Raw genomic sequence first — 20,061 nt, forward strand, 5'->3', positions numbered from 1 at the left:
CGCATGACCGATAACGCGAAGATTTCCAACGATTCCGTCATTTCCCCCCTCTCCCGCGCCGATGACCGCGGGCGCACGCTGGGCACGCCGCTGGGCGCGCATCCGACGCGCGTGCTGTTCCTCGGTTCCGGCGAACTCGGCAAGGAGGTCGCCATCGAGCTGATGCGTCTCGGCGCGTGGGTGTGCGCGGCCGATTCGTACGAGGGCGCCCCGGCCCAGCAGGTCGCGCATGAGGCCCGGGTGCTGGATATGGCGAACGCGGGCGAGCTGCGCGCGCTGTTCGATGAGGTGAGGCCGGACATCGTGGTGCCGGAGGTCGAGGCCATCGCCACGTCCGAGCTGGCCGATGCCGCCGCCCGCGGCATCCAGGTGGTGCCGAGCGCCGAGATCGCGGCGATCTGCATGGATCGCGAGCGCCTGCGCGTCATCGCGCACGAGGAGCTGGGGCTGCCGACCACGCCGTACCGGTTCGCGGGCTCTCTGAAGGAGCTGCGCGCGGGCGCCGACGAGGTCGGCTATCCGTGCGTCGTCAAGCCGATCATGAGCTCGTCCGGCCATGGACAGTCGGTCGTGCGCTCGGCCGATGCGATCGACGCCGCGTGGACCGAGGCGCAGGAGGGCCGCCGCGCCGCCGACGAGGGCGACGTGTCGCGCGTGATCGTCGAGGCGCTGGCGCCGCTGGACTACGAGCTGACCGTACTGACGATCTCGTCGTCGGCGGGGATCGTGACGTGCGCGCCGATCGGCCAGCGCCAGGAGTCAGGCGACTACCGCGAGTCCTGGCAGCCGGCGTCCTCGAGCGATGCCGTGCTGGCCGAGGCCGGTCGCATCGCGCGCACGGCCGTCGAGGGGCTGGTCGCCAAGGCGAGGGCCACCGGCGAGACCGGCTGGGGCGTGTTCGGCGTGGAGCTGTTCGTGCTGACCGACGGTTCGGTGCTGTTCAACGAGGTCTCCCCGCGCCCGCACGACACGGGCATGGTGACGATGGCCTCGCAGCGTCTGAGCGAGTTCGCGCTGCACGCGCGCGCGATCCTCGGCCTGCCGGTCACGGCCGATCACGTCGCGCTGTCGCTGCCGGAGGGATCCGTCGCGGCCAGCCATGCGATCGTGGTCGCCGGCGACGGCGAGGCGGAGTTCTCGAACGTGGCGGGCGCCCTCGCCGAGCCGGGCACCGATCTGCGCATCTTCGCCAAGCCCGAGGTGCATGGTCATCGCCGCATGGCCGTCGCGCTGGCGATCGGTTCGTCCGCGGACGACGCGCGCGCCAGGGCGGCCCGTGTGGCCGACGTGCTCGACATCGAGGTGCGGTAGCGGCACCGGACGGCGCCGCCGCCGGGCGGTGCCGTTATCCCCGGCGATTGGTACCCTTTTACCGTTAGTTCACCCAGATATTCCACTCCTGAAAGGCGAGTAATGGAGAAACTGGAAATGCTCTACAAGGGCAAGGCCAAGAAGATGTACGCAACCGACGACCCCGACGTGCTGTGGGTCGAATACATGAATCAGGCGACCGCCGGCAACGGCGCGAAGAAGGCCCAGATCGAAGGCAAGGGCAACCTGAACAACCACATCACCTCCGTCATCTTCGACCTGCTCAAGGCCCGCGGCGTGGACAGCCACTTCATCAAGCGCCTGTCCGACACCGAGCAGCTGGTCAAGAAGATGGACATGTTCCCGCTCGAGATCATCATGCGCAACACCGCCGCCGGTTCCTTCGCCAAGCGCTACGGCGTCGAGGAGGGCACCCCGCTCAAGAAGCCGATCCTCGAGTTCTGCCTCAAGTCCGATGATCTGGGCGACCCGTTCATCAACGACGACGGCATCGTGGCCCTGGGCCTCGCCTCCGAGGAGGAGCTCGCCGAGATCTCCCGCATCGCCCGCGCCGTCAACGACGGTCTGAAGGACATCTTCTCCAAGATCGACGTGCAGCTCGTGGACTTCAAGATCGAGGAGGGCAAGACCTCCGACGGCACCATCCTGCTCGCCGACGAGATCACCCCGGACACCTGCCGCCTGTGGGACCTCAAGGACAAGTCCGGCAAGATCGAGCATCTCGACAAGGACCTGTTCCGCCGCGATCTCGGCAACATCATCCCCGCGTACGAGGAGATCTACGGCCGTCTGGTCAAGCTGGCCGAGGCCGAGGGCATCGAACGCGCCGAGTGATTCTTCCGCTGGCTCCCCTTCCATGGCTCCATGAGGGGAGCCAGCTCTTTTTCCCCGCATTTTCCGCATAAGACTTCCCAAACCGCATAGGAAAGGATTCCCATGGTTTTCCGCGTGTACGTGGAGAAGAAGCCCGGCTTCGACGTCGAGGCCCAGCAGCTCGACACCGAGCTCAAGACCATTCTCGGCATCGCCGGTCTGAAGAAGATCCGCATCGTCAACCGCTATGACGTCGAGGGCATCGACAGGGACCTGTTCGACAAGGTCACGCCGACCGTCTTCAGCGAGCCGCAGGTGGACGACGTCTACGCCGATCTGCCGGACTTCGGCGACGCCTCGGTGTTCGCCACCGAGTTCCTGCCCGGCCAGTTCGATCAGCGCGCCGATTCCGCCGCCGAGTGCATCCAGCTGATCTCGCAGGGCGAGCGTCCGACCGTCCGCTCCGCGAAGCTGTACGCGCTCGAGGGCGATCTGACGGACGCCGACGTCGAGGCGATCAAGCGCTACGTCATCAACCCGGTCGAGGCCCGCGAGGCGAGCCTGGCCGTCAAGGACACCCTCAAGACCCAGGTCCCGACCCCGGGCAAGGTCGAGGTCATCGCCGGCTTCAACGAGATGGACGCCGAGGCCGGCCAGCGGTTCATCGACGAGCGCGGGCTCGCGATGGATCTGGCCGATCTCGAGTTCTGCCAGAGGTACTTCTCCGAGGAGGGCCGCGAGCCCACGATCACCGAGATCAAGGTGATCGACACCTACTGGTCCGATCACTGCCGTCACACGACGTTCGGCACCCGACTGACCGACGTCGAGATCGACGACGCCGCGGTCAAGGCCGCGTTCGAGCGCTACCTCGAGCTGCGCCGCGAGCTCGGCCGCGAGGAGAAGCCCGTGTGCCTGATGGACATGGGCACGATCGGCGCGAAGTGGCTCAAGAAGAACGGCATCCTGACGGGCCTCGACGAGAGCGAGGAGATCAACGCCTGCACCGTCAAGGTGAAGGTCGACGTCAACGGCCACGACGAGGACTGGCTGTTCCTGTTCAAGAACGAGACGCACAACCACCCCACCGAGATCGAGCCGTTCGGCGGCGCGGCCACCTGCATCGGCGGCTGCATCCGCGACCCCCTGTCCGGTCGCTCCTACGTGTACCAGGCGATGCGCGTGACCGGCGCCGCCGACCCGACCGTGCCGGTCTCCGAGACGCTCGAGGGCAAGCTCCCCCAGCGCAAGCTCGTGACGACCGCCGCCGCCGGCTACTCCTCCTACGGCAACCAGATCGGCCTGGCGACCGGTCAGGTCAACGAGATCTACCACCCCGGCTACGTGGCCAAGCGCATGGAGGTGGGCGCGGTCGTGGCCGCCACCCCGGCCGACCACGTGCGCCGCGAGACCCCGGCCCCGGGCGACAAGGTCATCCTGCTGGGCGGCCGCACCGGCCGCGACGGCATCGGCGGCGCGACCGGCGCCTCCAAGGCGCACAACGTCGAATCCCTCGAGCTCGACGGCGCCGAGGTGCAGAAGGGCAACGCCCCGGTCGAGCGCAAGCTGCAGCGCCTGTTCCGCCGCGGCGACGCCTGCCGCCTGATCAAGCGCTGCAACGACTTCGGCGCCGGCGGCGTGTCCGTGGCGGTCGGCGAGCTGGCCGACGGCCTGTACGTGGATCTCAACACCGTGCCGAAGAAGTACGAGGGTCTCGACGGCACCGAGCTGGCGATCTCCGAGTCGCAGGAACGCATGGCCGTGGACGTCGCGGCCGAGGACGTCGACGAGTTCCTGGGCTACGCACGCGAGGAGAACCTCGAGGCGACGGTGATCGCCACCGTGACCGAGGACCCGCGCATGGTGATGACCTGGAACGGCGACGAGATCGTGAACCTCTCGCGCGAGTTCCTCGCCTCCAACGGCGCCCCGAAGCACCAGGCCGTGCACGTCGAGGCGCAGCAGTCCTACGAGGTGCCCGCCGCCTGGCGTTCCGGCGCCCTGTCCGAGCGCATGCACGCGCTCGTCACCGACCTCAACGTGGCCTCCAACAAGGGCCTGTCCGAGCGCTTCGACTCCACGATCGGCGCGGGCACCGTGCTCATGCCGTTCGGCGGCGTCAAGCAGCTCACCCCGAACGAGGCGATGGTCGCCAAGTTCCCGGTGTTCGGCGAGACCACCACCGCCTCTGCGATGGCCTGGGGCTTCAACCCGTACATCATGGAGAAGAACCAGTTCACCGGCGCCTACCTGTCCGTCGTCGAATCGCTGGCCAAGCTGGTCGCGGCCGGCTTCGAGCACGAGAAGGCGTACCTGAGCTTCCAGGAGTACTTCGAGAAGCTGCGCGACGAGCCGGAGCGCTGGGGCAAGCCGACGGCCGCCGTGCTGGGCGCCCTGATGGCGCAGATCGACCTCGGCGCCGGCGCGATCGGCGGCAAGGACTCCATGTCCGGCTCGTTCGAGGCGCTCGACGTGCCGCCGACCCTGATCTCCTTCGCCGTGGCCGTGGGCAACATGAAGCGCGCCACCTCCCCCGAGTTCAAGGGGGCCGGCCACCGCATCGTGCGCATCGCGCCGCGTACCCTTGTCGACGGACTGACGCCGGACAAGGACGCGCTGCTCGACGCGTTCGGTCTGGTCGAGGAACTCACCGATTTCGGCACCGCGCTGGCCGTGTCCACGCCGGGCTACGGCGGCACCGCCGAGGCGCTGTTCAAGATGGCCGTCGGCAACGGCATCGGCGTCACGCTCAACGACGGCATCGCCGTCGACGACCTGTTCGCCCCGGCGTACGGCTCGTTCATCGTCGAGCTCAAGGACAACGAGAAGATCCCGGCCGTCTCCAACCTCGTCGAGGTGGGCGAGATCGGCGTGACCTCCTCCGAGTACGAGTTCGTCGCGGGCGGCGAGACCATCGACCTCGCCGAGCTGCAGAACGCGTGGGAGGGCGGCATCGAGTCCGTGTTCCCGTACCGTTCCCATGCCGCGGAGAAGGGCGAGACCGTCGAGACGATCGACTTCCACGCCGAGAAGAAGACCGTGTACACGGGTGCGGGCGTGGCCAAGCCGCGTGTGATCATCCCCGTGTTCCCGGGCAACAACTGCGAGTACGACTCGGCGGCCGCGTTCGAGCGCGCCGGCGCCGAGGCGCACACGCTGGTCATCAACAACCTGACGCCTCAGGCCGTGGCCGAGTCCACCGCCAGGCTGGTCGAGGAGATCAACAGGAGCCAGATCGTGATGATCCCGGGCGGCTTCTCGGGCGGCGACGAGCCGGACGGCTCCGCCAAGTTCATCACCGCGTTCTTCCGCGCCCCGGCCGTCACCGAGGCGGTGCGCGACCTGCTCAAGAACCGCGACGGCCTGATGCTCGGCATCTGCAACGGCTTCCAGGCGCTCATCAAGCTGGGTCTGGTGCCGTTCGGCGACATCGTCGACATGACCGCCGAGTGCCCGACGCTGACGTTCAACACGATCGGCCGCCACCAGAGCCGTCTCGTGCGCACGCGCGTGGCCTCCGACCTGTCCCCGTGGCTGGCGAAGACCTCCGTGGGCGACGTGCACACGGTCGCCATCTCCCACGGCGAGGGCCGCTTCGTGGCCTCCGACGAGGTGCTGGCGCAGCTCAAGGCCAACGGCCAGATCGCCACGCAGTACGTGGACGAGTCCGGCGTGCCGGGCATGGATCTGTCGGTGAACCCGAACGGCTCGATGCTCGCGATCGAGGGCATCACCAGCCCCGACGGCCGCGTGTTCGGCAAGATGGGCCACTCGGAGCGTTCCGGCAACGGCCTGTACGTGAACGTCCCGGGCGACAAGTACCAGCCGATCTTCGAGGCCGGCGTCGAGTACTTCGCCTGATACGCCTGATATGAGAAAGGGAGGCCCTCGGGTCTCCCTTTCTCATATCTGCGGTTCCCGATTTTCCATTCCTCGGAATCGGGAACCGGGACCGTGTTCGGATGAACATACGATTCCGCGTCGTTCCGCCGTTTCACGAAATCCTCACTGTGCGATGTCGTGCGTTTCCGGTTCCCGATTTCCGGCGCCGCGAAATCGGGAACCGGCGGTCGGGCGAATCAGGCGGGTGAGGGGCAGCAGATAGAGAAACACGGCGACGAGAATGCTGGAGGTCGGGGCGCCGATGGTGGAGAGCGGCACGGCGCCGGCGATCGACCATGGGATCATCGGGGCGATGACGACGGCGGAGTCCTCGAGGTCGATGGCCTGCCTCGATCGGGCGTCCACGCCATCGCTCGGGGCCTTTTCGGATGCGTCTTGCCCGTACACTCCGGCGCACAGCTGATGGGTAAGCATGATGGTCAGGGTCTGGTTGCAGGCGAGCGCCGCCATGCACGCGGCCGTGGCGATGGTGGCGGCGGTCGCGCCGATGCGATGGCCGAGAGCGTCGATGGCGCACTGGGCCCGCGCCAGCATGTGCGTCTCGGCGAACACGCCCGCATACGCGGATGAGATGCACACGATGGCCGCCACGTTTGCCATCGACAGGATGCCGCCGCCGTCGAGCAGCGCTCCGACACGCGCGTCGGCGGCATGGTATCCGAGGACGATCACCTCCAGCACGTTCCTCCATCCCATATGCTGCACACCGACGCATACCGCGACCGAGGCGACGATGCTGGCCGACATGGTCAGACGCACGTCGACACGGAGCAGTGCGAGCAGGATCACCAGCACGGCGGGAACCAGCGTCGTCCAGTGCAGGTGGAACGACGACGAGAACAACGGGGCGATGCCGTCCGAGGCATGCGACGATCCCGGAGAGCCCGTGGTCCCCGTCACGTCGATGCCGCCGCCCCCGACTCCCGTGATCGCGACGATCGCATATACCACGCAGCTTGCGACGAACGGTACCAGACCGGTGCGGATCATGCGTCCGATATTGTCGAACAGATTCGTGTGGGTAAGCTGCGCGACGAGCAGCGCACTGGTGGAGACCGGCGAGCATCGGTCACCCACATAAATGCCGGCGAGGATGGCGCCGCCGAGCCACATCGGGCTTGCGCCCATCGCAAGTCCCAACGACATGCAGATCGTGCCCATCGTCGCCATGCTCGCGAACGAGGAGCCGGTCAGGATGGACATGCCCGAGCACAGCAGGAAGGTGAGCGGCAGCACGGTGGCGGCGTGGATGGCCGTGGTCGAGTGAACGACGATGAACGCGATGGTGCCGCTGGCCCGCCACAGCGAGGTGAGGATGCCGATGAGCGCGAACGTCACCAGAATCGTTCCGGCGGCGCGCACCGTCATCCCGGCGTGACGCAGCATCGCCGGCAACGGCGTTCCGCGCATCAGACCGTAGCCGACGAACAGCAGCAGGCCGAACAGCAGCGCCGGTACGATCGACCAGCCGAATGCGACACTGACGAACAGGGCCGCGCAGAACAGTACCGTCACCATCGCTTCCAGCATGGCCATCCCCGTTCCTTTTCCGGATCACATCGGGACATCAGGGTAGCGGACACCGTCGCTGTCCGTCGGTTCCGGCTCATGCACGGACCGGCCCTCGAATCGGCGCGGGACCATCCGGGGCAGGGTCTCTAGGATGGATGGCATGATGCAACGGGAGGAGACCGACGGGCATGCACGGAACGGTACGACCGTCGGGGACGGTGCACGACTGACGCATGTGGAGCATGGGTTCGGGCCGGTGTGGGATGCGCACTCGCGGGTGCTGGTGCTGGGGTCGATGCCGAGCCCGAAGTCGCGCGAGGCGGCGTTCTACTACATGCACCCGCGCAACCGGTTCTGGCCGGTGATGGAGGCATTGTTCGCCGATCCGGCCGATCCGACGGATCTGGCCGGCGACTCCCCCTCGTCGCGCCGCGCGTTCGCGCTGCGGCATCATGTGGCGCTGTGGGACGTCATCGCCTCGTGCGACATCGTCGGGGCGTCCGACGCGAGCATCCGCAACGCGGTGCCGAACGATCTGACGCCGATTCTCGGCGGGGCGCCGATCGGCCGTATAGTCACGACGGGCGCGAAGGCGGCGCAGCTGTACCGGCGACTCATCGCGCCGGGATTGGCCGGCATGGGGTTCGACGTGCCGACGACGCCGTTGCCGTCGACGAGCCCGGCGAACGCGTCGATGAGTCTGGAACGCCTGGTCGACGTCTATCGCGAGGCGTTCCGAGAGGCGGGACTACCGGTGGCGACGGCACCGACCGACGCAAGTATGTGACCGACGGAAAACCGCCTCCCGACCGGACCGCATGCGAACCGGACCGTATGACCGCTCCGTCGTGGAGGAACGGCGCATGCGCGCCGGGGATAATGGGGCGCATCCATTCGCGACACGCCCGGACGGTCGCCGCAGGTTTGCGTTCAAGTGCGGTTGAACTGTTTCAATGAGAATCGTTAGCGTTCACGAACGCCCGTGGCATTATCGATAAAAGCACTGGCGCGTCGGGGATCGCGTGCATGAATGCCACCGCTTCGACGCACCGCGGAACCAAAGGAGCAACAATGAAGTACCGCAACGTAGGCAAGTCCGGACTGAAGATCAGCGAGGTCGCGCTGGGCAGCTGGGTGACGCAGCTGACGAACGACGCGCAGCTCGACACGGCGCGCGACATCGTGCGTCTCGCCTATGAGTCGGGCGTGAACTTCTTCGACTGCGCGGACGCCTACTCGGGCGGCGACGCCGAGCGCTTCCTGGGCGGCGCGCTCAAGGAGTACCCGCGCAAGGAGCTGGTCATCTCCTCGAAGGTCTACTTCCCGACCGGACCGGGCGTCAACGACCGCGGCCTGTCCCGCAAGCACATCTTCGAGAGCATCGACCAGACGCTGAGGAACATGAAGCTCGACTACCTCGACCTCTACTACTGCCACCGCTTCGACGAGACGACCGACCTGACCGAGACGCTGCGCGCGATGAGCGACCTCGTGGCCCAGGGCAAGGTCCTCTACTACGGCGTGTCCGAGGAGTGGGGCTCGGCCCGTCTCGAGGAGGCGCAGCGCATCATCGAGCGCTACAACCTGTACCCGATCACCGTGGTGCAGCCGCAATACAACCTGCAGGACCGCTACATCGAGCATGAGATCATGGGCACCTGCCGCAAGCTCGGCATCGGCATCACGACGTTCTCCCCGCTCGCCCAGGGTCTGCTGACCGGCAAGTACCGCAAGGGTCAGCCGCTGCCGGCCGGATCGCGCGCCACGTGGCAGTCCGACCACCAGATCAACGATCTGCTGACCGACGAGAACCTCGACAAGGTCGAGAAGCTGCGCAAGGTGGCCGACGAGCTCGGCACGAACCTGCCGGTGCTGTCGATGGCGTGGATCCTGCAGCACCCGGAGATCAGCTGCGTGATCGCCGGCGCCTCCAAGCCGAGCCAGCTGGAGAACAACCTCAAGGCGGCCGGCTTCGTCATCCCGGCCGACGCGATGGCCGAGATCGACGCGATCACCGGCTTCCACCGCTTCGAGCGCCACGTGGGCTGATTCGAAGGTTCCCTATGCGCCGAAATCGCGGTCGCCCCTCATGTCCCGGAGGGCGGCCGCGGTTGCGGCGTTCTTCGCCGTGCGCGCGATGAGGTCCTCGTAGCCGGCGAGGGCGGCGAAGGGCATGAACTGGGCGGCGCGGTTGCGGCGCGCCATCGGCGGATGCCGGCGCGAGACATGGTGCGGCATGTCGATGATGTCGTCGTAGCGGTGGGTCTCATGCAGGGTCATGCGCGATGTCCTCCGATCTGGTCGTTGCGCGCGATTCCGGTGGCGCCGGGCTCCATGTCCATCGCCTTGACGACGGCGTTGCGTCCGTAGCGGCGTTTGATGGCGAGCATCGCCCGCTGCACGTCCTCGATCCGCCGGTCTCGCCCGCCACGACGCATCGGCCGATCGTCGGGATCGGGCTGCGGGGCGATCATGGGAGTCCCGCCCACGGAGACGTCCGCCGCTCCATCCGCAACGGGCCCGCCCGCGAACAGATCGGGCTGTTCGTAGCGTTTGCCGGCGGCAAGATCGGCCGGCGTGGCCAGGTCGACGGCGATGACGGTGAGGCGGCGCACGAGCAGCAACGGGTCGGCGATGCGCGCGAACAGCGCGGCCATCGCCCCGCGGATGCGATCGGCGGAGGCGGTGTACTCCCCCAATCCGATGGCGCCGGAGGCGGGCTTCGGCACCCTGCGCCCATAGTGGTCCGAAGCCACGGGCCCGCGGTACTCCTCGGCGGCGCGCCGGGCGACGGCCCGCAACGAATCGTCGACGCAGGCGTCGAGCCGATCCGGATCCACGGCGCCGACGTCGTATCCGACGGCGAGCGCGACGCGGTTCGTGGACACGCCCCTGCCGGTCAGTTCGAGGGCGAGCGAGTCGGCCATCTCCTTGACGATGAGCAGCGCGGTGGCGTGGTCGGCCGGTCCGGTGAGCACCTGCCCGATGCTGGTGGAATGCGCGTCCGGCTCGTACGCCTTGATGTCGGCGATCGTGCACGGCTCCCAGCCCCATGCGTGGTCGATGAGGAGTTCGGCGTTGACGCCGAACATGCGGTAGAGCAGCTCCTCGTTGTAGTAGTCGGAGGCGCGGCCGGCCGAGCAGCGGGCGATGTCGCCCATCGTCATCAGGCCCGCCTTCTCGAGTCTGCGCGCGTATCCGCGGCCGACCCGCCAGAAGTCGGTGAGCGGGCGATGGTCCCACAGCAGCCGCCGGTACGACGTCTCGTCGAGTTCGGCGACGCGCACGCCGTCGGCGTCGGCGGTCATGTGCTTGGCGACGATGTCCATCGCGACCTTGGCGAGATACAGGTTCGTGCCGATGCCCGCGGTGGCGGTGATGCCGGTCCCGGCGAGGATGTCGGACACGATGGCGCGGGCCATGCCGTGCGGCGTGAGCCCGGAGGCCTTCAGATACGGCGTCGCGTCGATGAACACCTCGTCGATCGAGTAGACGTGGATGTGCTCGGGCGCGGCGTACCGCAGGTAGATCGCATAGATGTCCGCGCTGATCCTGAGATATTCGGCCATGCGCGGCATGGCGACGACCATCGACGCCTTGAGGCCGGGATCGCGGGCGAGCTCCAGCGCGTTCCACGACTCGCCGGAGAAGCGGCGGCCGGGCGCGCGCAGCACGCGTTCGGCGTTCACGGCGGCCAGCCGGCTCCTCACGTCGAACAGGCGGTCGCGGCCGGGGATGCCGTACGCCTTGAGCGACGGCGATACGGCCAGGCAGATGGTCTTGTCGGTGCGGCTCTCGTCGGCCACGACCAGATGCGTGGTCAGCGGGTCGAGCCCGCGCGCATGGCATTCGACGGACGCGTAGAAGGATTTCAGGTCGATGGCGATATAGACGTGACCGTGCGCAGGAACCGTGAAACCTCCGCCCATCGCGCCCTCCCCGCCCATCGACCGGACGCCGACGAACCGTCGGCGCATCCGACGGCGCGACCGAGGCCGGCGCCTCCGGCCGAATGATCGGCGACGGAGGCGGGCCCGGGGAAACCACCATCGGAACGCATCCCACCATACCAGAAAATCGAACATATGTTCGACTTCCGTGTGTCGCCGGCCGCACCGAGGGAGCGGACGGACGCACGGACGGAAGGATGCGACGGGAGCGGGGCGGGATACCCGCACGCGCGGCGCGGCGCGACCGTCCGCCAGCACGCCGATGTAGCCGGCGATTGGTAGGGTGAACAGGTAGTGAACTCCATTTTGACCACGTTTGAGAAGGAGCTTTGGCTTGTCGGCTGAACTCGAAGACATTCACGAGGAATGTGGCATCTTCGGCGTGTGGGGACACCCCGACGCCGCTCGACTCACCTATTTCGGACTCCATGCATTGCAACATCGCGGCCAAGAGGGCGCCGGCATCGTCGCGAACGATCACGGCCACCTCATCGGCCACCGAGGCCTGGGCCTGCTGACCCAGGTGTTCGGCGACGAGCGCGAGATCGAACGACTCAAGGGCAACCATGCGATCGGTCACGTGCGCTACGCGACGGCCGGATCGGGCACCACGGACAATATCCAGCCGTTCATCTTCCGCTTCCACGACGGCGACGTGGCCCTGTGCCACAACGGCAACCTCACCAACTGCCCGTCGCTGCGCCGCAAGCTCGAGGACGAAGGCGCCATCTTCCACTCCAATTCGGACACCGAGGTGCTCATGCACCTCATCCGCCGCTCCATGCAGCGCACCTTCATGGACAAGCTCAAGGAGGCCCTCAACACGGTGCACGGCGGCTTCGCCTACCTGTTGATGACCGAGCACGCGATGATCGGCGCGCTCGACCCGAACGGCTTCCGTCCGCTCTCCCTGGGCAAGATGAAGAACGGCGCCTACGTGCTGGCCTCCGAGACCTGCGCGCTCGACGTGGTCGGGGCCGAGCTCGTGCGCAACATCCGTCCGGGCGAGATCGTCGTCGTCAACGACCACGGCTACCGCATCGTGCAGTACACGAACAACACGCAGCTGGCGATCTGCTCGATGGAGTTCATCTACTTCGCACGCCCCGACTCCGACATCTACGGCGTCAACGTCCATTCCGCCCGCAAGCGCATGGGCGCCCGCCTGGCCGCCGAGGCCGGCGTCGACGCGGACATGGTCATCGGCGTGCCGAACTCCTCGCTGTCGGCCGCATCCGGCTACGCCGAGGCGTCCGGCCTGCCCAACGAGATGGGCCTGATCAAGAACCAGTACGTGGCCCGCACGTTCATCCAGCCGACGCAGGAGCTGCGCGAGCAGGGCGTGCGCATGAAGCTCTCCGCCGTACGCGGCGTGGTCAAGGGCAAGCGCGTCGTCGTCATCGACGATTCGATCGTGCGCGGCACCACCTCCAAGCGCATCGTGCAGCTGCTCAAGGAGGCCGGCGCGGCCGAGGTGCACATGCGCATCAGCTCCCCGCCGCTCAAGTACCCGTGCTTCTACGGCATCGACATCTCCACCACCCGCGAGCTCATCGCCGGCCACAAGTCGGTCGAGGAGATCCGCGAGTACATCGGCGCCGACTCGCTCGCGTTCCTGTCGCTCGACGGTCTGATCGAATCGATCGGCCTCAACGCCGACGCACCGTACGGCGGTCTGTGCGTCGCCTACTTCAACGGCGACTACCCCACCGCCCTCGACGACTACGAGGCCGACTTCCTCAAGTCCCTCACCCCCGAGGACCGCGTGCGCCTGCCCGAGTTCGCGCTGTACAAGAGCAAGTACATCGGCAACGAGTACAACACCGTGCAGCCGTCGGCCGACGGCGACGCCGGAGTCGAACTCTGAGCGCGACGGCCACGGCCCGCAATCCCCTCATCGAAGAACAACCGAACACCGAACCCAAGAAAGGCCAATCCCCCAATGCCCAAAGCATATGAGAACGCCGGCGTGAGCGTCGAAGCCGGATACGAAGTCGTCAAGCGCATCAAGTCGCACGTGGCGCGCACCAACCGCCCGGGCGTGGTCGGCGGCATCGGCGGCTTCGGCGGTCTGTTCGACCTCGCCTCCCTCGGCTACAAGGAGCCGGTCCTCATCTCCGGCACCGATGGCGTGGGCACCAAGCTCGTCGTGGCCAAGATGGCGAACAAGCACGACACCATCGGCATCGACTGCGTGGCCATGTGCGTCAACGACATCGCCGCCCAGGGCGCCGAGCCGCTGTTCTTCCTCGACTACATCGCCTGCGGCAAGAACGACCCGGCCCTGCTCGAGCAGGTCGTCGCCGGCGTCGCCGACGGCTGCGTGCAGGCCGGCTCCGGCCTGATCGGCGGCGAGACCGCCGAGATGCCGGGCATGTACGACGAGGACGAGTACGATCTGGCCGGCTTCGCCGTGGGCGTCGCCGAGAAGTCCAGGATCGTCGACGGCTCCGGCATCGCCGAGGGCGACGTGCTCATCGGCCTGCCGTCCACCGGCATCCACTCCAACGGCTTCTCCCTGGTGCGCAAGGCCCTGTTCGAGCAGGCCGGCTACACCGTGGACACCGTGCTGGACGAGCTGGGAGGCGCCAAGCTCGGCGACGTGCTGCTCACCCCGACCAAGATCTACGTCAAGGCCCTGAAGCCCCTGTTCGAGGCGGGCGTGGTCAAGGGCGTCGCGCACATCACCGGCGGCGGCTTCATCGAGAACGTGCCGCGCATGATCCCCGACGGCCTCGCGGCCGAGATCGACCTCGGCACCTGGCCGGTGCTGCCGATCTTCGACGTGCTCGAGAAGGCCGGCGAGATCGACCACATGGAGATGTACAACATCTTCAACATGGGCATCGGCATGGTGCTGGCCGTGGACGCCGACCGCGCCGACGAGACCGTCAAGCTGCTCGAGTCCAACGGCGAGGCCGGCTACGTGATCGGCCGCATCGGCAAGGACACCGACGGCACGCAGATCGTGCTCAAGTAGTTCGCACAACGTGTACATGGGCTTCCCCTCACCGGGGAAGCCCAATCAATGAAAGGACTTAGGACAATGGGACAGAAGGTTCTGGTCATCGGTTCGGGCGCGCGCGAGCACGCCATCGCACACGCCCTGCAGCGCGGCGGCAGCGTCGATGAGGTGACCGTCGCCCCCGGCAACCCGGGCATGGAGCTCGACGGCATCCGCACCACGCACATCGACCAGTCGAACCACGCGGCGCTGATCGACTTCATGAAGGACAACGGCTACGACTGGGCGTTCGTCGGCCCCGAGGTGCCGCTGATCGAGGGCATCGTCGACGACTTCGCCGCCGCCGGACTCAAGGCGTTCGGCCCGAGCAGGGCCGCCGCCCAGATCGAGGGCTCCAAGGACTTCGCCAAGCAGCTCATGGAGCGTCACGGCATCCCCACGGCCAGGTACGCGACCTTCGACGCGCTCGAGCCGGCCGTCGCCTACGTGCGCGAGCACGGCGCCCCGATCGTCGTCAAGGCCGACGGTCTGGCCGCCGGCAAGGGCGTCACCGTCGCGATGGACGAGGACACCGCCGTCGCCGCGCTCGACGACATCTTCATCGACCACCGCTTCGGCTCCGCCGGCGCCAAGGTCGTCATCGAGGACTTCCTCGAGGGTCAGGAGTTCTCCCTGATGAGCTTCGTCAGCGGCACCGAGTTCTGGCCGATGCCGATCTCGCAGGACCACAAGCGCGCCTACGACGGCGACAAGGGCCCGAACACCGGCGGCATGGGCGCCTACAGCCCCGTCCCGCAGATCGCGCAGTCGGTCGTCGACGAGGCCATCGAGACGATCGTGCGCCCCACCGTCGAGGCCATGGCCGAGGAGGGCACGCCGTTCACCGGCATCCTGTACGCGGGCCTCATCGCCACCGCCGACGGCCCGAAGGTCATCGAGTTCAACGCCCGCTTCGGCGACCCGGAGACCGAAGTCGTCCTGCCGAAGCTCACCTCCGATCTGGGCGCCGGCATCAGCGCGATCCTCGACGGCGAGACCCCGGAGTTCACCTGGGACGACGAACGCGTCACCCTCGGCGTCGTCCTCGCCTCCGACGGCTACCCGACCAACGTCGTCAAGGGCGCGAAGATCCCCGCCATCCCCGTCGACGAGGATTCCCACGTCTACTACGCGGGCGTCGCCAGGAACGAGAACGACGAACTCGTCGCCTCCTCCGGCCGCGTCCTGTTCGTCGAGACCTCCGCGCCCACCATCAAGGACGCGCAGGACAAGGTCTACGCGATCATCGACGCGCTCGACACCAAGGGCATGTTCTATCGCCACGACATCGGCTTCAAGGCGCTGAACGCGTGATGAAGGAGCGGTAGCGGCGTTGCGCGCCTTGCTGCCGCACGCATCATCGCACGTTCGGACCGTTGATGGGCTGAACGAATGAAATGAGGCTCCCACCCGGGAGCCTCATTTCGTATGTCAGGGCACCTGGTTCCCTTCGCCGGAAGGGAATCCGTGCTCCTCCAACCGCTACGGCAGGTCCATGAAGCCGGTGTCCTTGAGGTAGTTGCGGCCGTCGGTGATGTCGTACTGGATGAGCTTGTAGTCGGCGAGGAGCTGTCTGGTCTCCTCGTCGAAGTCGCTCTCGGCCATCGGGTTGCCGGCGTGGTCGAGGTAGATCGACTGACCTTCGGGGATGCGGTCCCAGCCCTGGATCTTGTTGACGACCGGCGGTTCCATCGCGGCGATCTTCTGGTGCATCATCGTCAGGAACGCGAGGTACGGCGACACCTTCGCATCCATGTGCTGCGCCGCCTGCGCGACGAAGAAGTTCGGCGACGAGTACGCGGCGTTGTTGATCTTCGTGCCCTGCGCGCCGGACGCCTTGTTCGACCAGATGAAGTAGTCGGTCAGATGCAGGGCGAGCGAGTTGTCGTCGTCCTCGCTGGCGGACGAGTAGATGCCGGGCAGATGGTCGCCGTAGAAGACCACGGTGACCGGTTTGTCGAGCTTGTCGAGCTCGTCCAGGAAGTCGGCGGTGGCCTCGTCGGTGATCGCCTGTCCCTTCTGGTAGGTCTGGATCGACTCCTGCTCGTCCTTGCCCAGCGGCGTGCCGGTGGTGGATTCGGCGGTGAAGTCGTTGTCCTTGTACCACTCGTGGTAGGGCATGTGGTTCTGCATCGTGATGACCTGCAGGAACTGGTTGGAGTCGGTCTTCCTCACCTCCTCCAAGGTGCTGAGGTAGGTGGAGGCGTCGGAGACGTACGGACTGTCGTCGATGCGGTCCTGGTGCGAGATGACGTCCGGGCCGGTGAGCGTGTAGAAGTGCGAGAAGCCGAACTTCTTGTAGTTCGTGGCGCGCGAGTACATCGACGACTCGTACGGATGCAGGCCGATCGAGTTCTTCGCGGCGCCCCACATCTGGTTGATGGTCGGCGTCCAGTGCTCGCCGGGAACGAGCTGCTGGTAGGGGCTCGTCAGCGACGAGTCGAAGTTCGCCATCGACAGGCCGGTCAGCCCCATGTACTCGAGGTTCGCGGTGCCGCCGCCGTAGCCGGACGACAGCATGAGACCCGATGTGGTGTTCTGCTTGATCGCGCGGATCTTCGGCATCGAATCCTTGTTGACCTTCAGGCCCGGCACGCGCGAGGTGTCGGAGAAGGATTCGGACAGCACGTAGATCACGGTCGAGTCGGTCAGCTTGTTGCCGCGGGAGGCGTTGATCTTCTTCGCGGCCTTCTGGTATCGGGCGACGACCTGCTTCATCGTCTCCTCGGAGTAGTCGGACGGCTTGTCCATCACCTTCGGATTGACCTGGCGCATGAACGCGACAAGCGGGCCGTTGCGCTGCGCGTCGTAGACGGAGTCCCACATCGAGGGCTTGTCTCCCATGACGGTGGCGAGGTTCTTCGCCCACGAGCCGACGGTGCTCACCTGCATCGCATACAGGCCGAAGAACAGGCCCGGCACGAGGATGAGCAGCAGGCGCGCGACCGCGTTGATCGATCTGGTCTGTCGGTCGGAGCCGCGGAACATGCGCCCGCGGCGCGCGTCGATATGGTTCAGGAACACGAACAGCGCGGCGAACACGGCGAACACGGCGATGGCCGCCAGAATCGTCCAATGGGCGCCGGCGGGCATGAAGCCCATGAGGTTGCCGGCGTCGGCCTTGAGGAAGTTGAGGTCGGAGGGAAGCACCGCCTCATAGCGGATCGAGATCTTGAAATGCTCGATGACGGCGACGATGACGGCCGCCGCGATGAGCACCGGCGCCGCGATCCAGAACCGGTTGAACAGCATGAGCAGCGCGAGGTACAGCACGCCGACGAGCAGGACGTTGAGCACGAACACGAAGTTCAGGTCGGTGAACATCTTGCCCACGAAGTCCCAGCCGACCTCCGGACTGGACAGGGTCACGCGCGAGGAGGCGCCGAGGCTCACGCCGACCTCGAGGATCGCCACGGCGGCGACGTCGAAGAGCACGAACAGGATGCCGTACAGCCAGCCGGGGAACGGTCTGGGGGCGATGCCCCAGCGACGTCGTCCGGCATCGGCGGGATCCCGCTGCACCGCGGGAGCGGCACCCGCCGCCATGTCCCCATCGTTCATCGCATTCGATTCCTGATTCATACTGCTTGCTTCACCCATACGCTCGGTTCCGTTGACGTTGTCGTTCGACGTTCCGTTCGACGGCCGACGCCCGGTGCCGGTCCGATCATCCGACCGGCACCGCCGCGTTCGACGGTCAAACGGACATTGTCTCCCCCGAACCTTGGGAAAACCATAGGGACGGAGGATTCCTCACGATTCTCTGACCAATCGTTTCGTTGTCGCTCCTGCCACTCTAATGCGGAAGGTGCCCCGGGACATCCCCGAGACGCCCTGATTCGTCACGGATTCGTTCCGGCATCCGGCCGCCGCGGGAAGTCCCCGCGGGTCGTTCCGGCCGCCCCGGCGCCCGTTCCGCGTCACTTGACGGCGCCGGCGAAGGCGTCGACGAGCGCGTCCATCCAGTCGATGAGGTCGTCGTATTCCTTCGGCATCTGCTCGGTGAGCTCGACGATCGGGACGTTCCCCTCCTGCGCGGCTGAAACGATCCGATCGGTGGTGGAGTTGGACTCCTGCGTGTTGAGCACGAGCGCCCTGATGGATCCGCCGGCCTTCAGAGCGTCCTGGAACGCCTTGATGTCGGCGGCGGTCGGCTCGCTCTCGTTGGCGGAGGCCTGCGCGTAGCCCTTCGGAGTGGCGTCCGTCATGCCGAGGTCGTCGGCGAGGTACCAGGCGACGGATTCGGTGGCGGCGTACGGCAGTCCCTTGGTCGTGGCGGAGACGGCCTTGATTTTGGACTCGAGCTTGTCCTCCCTGGCGTGCCATGCCTTGTTGAGCTCGTCATAATCGGCCTTGTTGGCGGGGTCGGCCTTCCGGTAGGCGGCGGTGATCGCGTCGGCGGCCGCGGAGCGCACCTTGGCGGAGAACCACACGTGCGGGTTGTCGCCCTCCTCCACGCCCGCGACCTCGGCGGCGTCGACTAGCTCGGCCTTGGTGGAGCCGGCCGCCTTGGAGGCCCACGGGTCGTAGTCGGCGCCGTTGACGACGGCCACCTCGGCGTCGCCGAACTTCGCGACGTCCTGCGCGGTGGGCTCGTAGTCGTGCGCCTCCACGTTGGTGCTGGTCATGATGTCGGTGACGTCGACGTGGTCGCCGCCGAGGTCGCGGGCGATCGACCCCCACTGGTTGATCGAGGCGACGACCTCGATGCGGCCGTCGGCATCGGATCCGGAGGCGGCGGACGACGCCGACGGCGCGGCGTTGCCGCACGCGGCGAGCGAGACCGCCGCGACGCCGGCGACGATCGCCGCGGTCAGGCGACGTGCGATGGCCCGGATCGGGCCGTGTGCGTTCGTGTCGATGCGATTGTGGTTCATGATGGTGCGTTCCTCTCTTCGGACGTTCCGTCCTCCATTGCGCCGGACCATGCCGCCCGGCCTTCGGTACGCCACCATAACACATATTGAGAATCGTTATCAATATCAATGGATGGGCGTGTCGAGGAGATGATGCGAAACGGACGGACCTGGAGGAACGCCCCGGAAGGGACGGATGAAGGGACGCGGATACGGAAAAAGCCCCGTCACGGGACGGGGCTTTCCATGGACGCGCGGAAGGACGCGCGCCCGCCGGTCAGCGGGCGGCCGCGCCGGAACCGGCCTTGCGGCACTCCGGGCACAGGCCGAAGACCTCGAGCGTATGGCTCTCGACGGTGAAGCCGTGGCCCTCGGCGACCTTGCGCAGCCATGACTCGCTGGGCGGGTCGATCTCGACGGTCCTGCCGCACTTGCGGCACACCAGATGATGGTGATGGCCGTCGTCGCCGCACAGACGGAACAGCTGCTGGCCGTCGAGGCGGATCGTGTCCGCGGCGCCGGAATCGGCGAGCGCGTTGAGCTGCCGGTACACGGTGGCCAGACCGATCCTCAGGCCCTGGTCCTCGAGGCGGCGGTGCAGGTCCTGCGCGGAGATGAACTCGTCGCAGTCGGCGAGCGCCGCGTGGATCGCGTCCTTCTGCCTGGTCTGGCGTTCGATGTGTTCAACCAT

General features: G+C 66.9%; 14 protein-coding genes. 8 read left to right on the top strand and 6 right to left on the bottom strand.

Translation table 11 applies throughout. From position 1 onward, the window contains the following. Window positions 1–3: 3 nt before the first annotated feature. The 3 genes from purT to JS528_RS02865 all read left to right on the top strand — a co-directional run bounded on the left by purT (window position 4) and on the right by JS528_RS02865 (window position 6,006). Complete coding sequence (gene purT, locus JS528_RS02855) at window positions 4–1,311, top strand: formate-dependent phosphoribosylglycinamide formyltransferase (protein ID WP_214357609.1); 1,308 nt, start codon at window positions 4–6, stop codon at window positions 1,309–1,311. A gap of 102 nt (window positions 1,312–1,413) precedes the next feature. Beyond that, the gene (purC, locus tag JS528_RS02860) at window positions 1,414–2,166 is read left to right on the top strand and encodes a phosphoribosylaminoimidazolesuccinocarboxamide synthase (RefSeq protein WP_214357610.1); all 753 of its coding nucleotides are present in this window, start codon (window positions 1,414–1,416) and stop codon (window positions 2,164–2,166) included. 102 nt (window positions 2,167–2,268) lie between these two features. Next, entirely contained in the window at window positions 2,269–6,006 is a 3,738-nt protein-coding gene (locus JS528_RS02865; protein ID WP_214357611.1) for a phosphoribosylformylglycinamidine synthase, read from the top strand. 144 nt (window positions 6,007–6,150) lie between these two features. Here the strand turns inward: JS528_RS02865 and JS528_RS02870 are convergent, their stop codons facing one another. Beyond that, a complete protein-coding gene (locus tag JS528_RS02870) occupies window positions 6,151–7,578 on the bottom strand; it encodes a Na+/H+ antiporter NhaC family protein (protein ID WP_214357816.1) in 1,428 nt (475 codons plus the stop codon). Window positions 7,579–7,720: 142 nt separating this feature from the next. On the opposite strand from JS528_RS02870, the gene JS528_RS02875 reads away from it, so the two are divergent. Continuing rightward, window positions 7,721–8,347, top strand: coding sequence for a DNA-deoxyinosine glycosylase (locus JS528_RS02875; RefSeq protein WP_240541275.1), 627 nt, complete (start codon window positions 7,721–7,723; stop codon window positions 8,345–8,347). Between the two features lie 284 nt (window positions 8,348–8,631). Continuing rightward, entirely contained in the window at window positions 8,632–9,609 is a 978-nt protein-coding gene (locus JS528_RS02880; RefSeq protein ID WP_214357612.1) for an aldo/keto reductase family protein, read from the top strand. A 12-nt stretch (window positions 9,610–9,621) separates the two neighbouring features. Here the strand turns inward: JS528_RS02880 and JS528_RS02885 are convergent, their stop codons facing one another. Both JS528_RS02885 and JS528_RS02890 read right to left on the bottom strand, forming a co-directional pair. Beyond that, window positions 9,622–9,840: a hypothetical protein gene (locus tag JS528_RS02885; protein ID WP_214357613.1), complete on the bottom strand. Its 219-nt coding sequence runs from the start codon at window positions 9,838–9,840 to the stop codon at window positions 9,622–9,624. Next, the gene (locus JS528_RS02890) at window positions 9,837–11,489 is read right to left on the bottom strand and encodes a Y-family DNA polymerase (RefSeq protein WP_214357614.1); all 1,653 of its coding nucleotides are present in this window, start codon (window positions 11,487–11,489) and stop codon (window positions 9,837–9,839) included. Before JS528_RS02890 ends, JS528_RS02885 begins: the two co-directional genes overlap by 4 nt. A 355-nt stretch (window positions 11,490–11,844) precedes the next feature. On the opposite strand from JS528_RS02890, the gene purF reads away from it, so the two are divergent. The 3 genes from purF (at window position 11,845) to purD (ending at window position 15,828) form a co-directional block, all read left to right on the top strand. Further along, a complete protein-coding gene (gene purF / locus JS528_RS02895; protein WP_214357615.1) occupies window positions 11,845–13,377 on the top strand; it encodes an amidophosphoribosyltransferase in 1,533 nt (510 codons plus the stop codon). 75 nt (window positions 13,378–13,452) lie between these two features. Continuing rightward, window positions 13,453–14,490, top strand: coding sequence for a phosphoribosylformylglycinamidine cyclo-ligase (purM, locus tag JS528_RS02900; RefSeq protein ID WP_214357616.1), 1,038 nt, complete (start codon window positions 13,453–13,455; stop codon window positions 14,488–14,490). A gap of 66 nt (window positions 14,491–14,556) precedes the next feature. Then, complete coding sequence (gene purD, locus JS528_RS02905; protein WP_214357617.1) at window positions 14,557–15,828, top strand: phosphoribosylamine--glycine ligase; 1,272 nt, start codon at window positions 14,557–14,559, stop codon at window positions 15,826–15,828. A 168-nt stretch (window positions 15,829–15,996) separates the two neighbouring features. On the opposite strand, the gene JS528_RS02910 is transcribed toward purD, so the two are convergent. From JS528_RS02910 to JS528_RS02920, 3 genes are all read right to left on the bottom strand, one after another. After that, a complete protein-coding gene (locus tag JS528_RS02910; protein ID WP_240541276.1) occupies window positions 15,997–18,075 on the bottom strand; it encodes an LTA synthase family protein in 2,079 nt (692 codons plus the stop codon). 359 nt (window positions 18,076–18,434) lie between these two features. Continuing rightward, window positions 18,435–19,391, bottom strand: a complete 957-nt coding sequence (locus tag JS528_RS02915) for a metal ABC transporter solute-binding protein, Zn/Mn family (RefSeq protein WP_214357618.1) — start codon at window positions 19,389–19,391, stop codon at window positions 18,435–18,437. Between the two features lie 256 nt (window positions 19,392–19,647). After that, window positions 19,648–20,061, bottom strand: a complete 414-nt coding sequence (locus JS528_RS02920; RefSeq protein ID WP_214357619.1) for a Fur family transcriptional regulator — start codon at window positions 20,059–20,061, stop codon at window positions 19,648–19,650.

The organism is Bifidobacterium santillanense, from assembly GCF_018555385.1.
GTDB classification, from domain to species: domain Bacteria; phylum Actinomycetota; class Actinomycetes; order Actinomycetales; family Bifidobacteriaceae; genus Bifidobacterium; species Bifidobacterium santillanense.